The organism is Vibrio sp. 1641 (genome assembly GCF_033339995.1).
GTDB lineage: Bacteria > Pseudomonadota > Gammaproteobacteria > Enterobacterales > Vibrionaceae > Vibrio > Vibrio alginolyticus.
The window spans coordinates 1-557 of the sequence record NZ_JAWOVP010000416.1; the positions used below are offsets into that span (position 1 = coordinate 1).

Below are 557 nucleotides of genomic sequence, written 5' to 3' on the forward strand. Positions count from 1 at the left end.
CCCCTAGCCGTACTCCCATGTTGACTTGCGATACATGACGAGACTTCAGCGATGCCTCCTCCCCTTTATTAAGCTTCTCGTAATTTGGCAAATGTGACAGGGTATAGAAATCAGCTTGCTCCACTTGCGTTCTAGCAGCGAAGCTAAACAACCTAGATTGGTAACTGTACCTCAGAGCGTATGAGCTGGATTGGTCTTTAAAATTACTGACTCGAAATGAGGCATCTACCGTACCTAAGTTGAACGCATTACTAACAAAACCCAGCCCTGCAACAATTAGGTCATCTTTTGCTTCAGCTTGTGTTTCCAAGGTTAACCAATCCGTCATGCCATGACGCATCGCTACAACAACGCCACCAGCACCATATTCATTCGATGCGTTTCCAAAATCTTCTCTGAGCGCACCAATACTGGCACTGTAAGAAGTAAATCCTGTTTTCAACAAATCGGAAGAGAGGAAAAACGGGCTGGTCATGACCGTTTGTCGGCCTTGAGCATCAGTCGCAATGACGGTTGCTTCACCCGCGCCAGAGATCATGGGAATGTCGTTAATAACG

The 557-nt window shown here is 46.5% G+C and carries 1 pseudogene; it reads right to left on the reverse strand.

Annotation, left to right across the window (positions count from 1 at the left end):
• A pseudogene (locus tag R7Z47_RS26305) lies at positions 1–557 on the reverse strand (fimbrial biogenesis outer membrane usher protein); the annotation flags it as partial.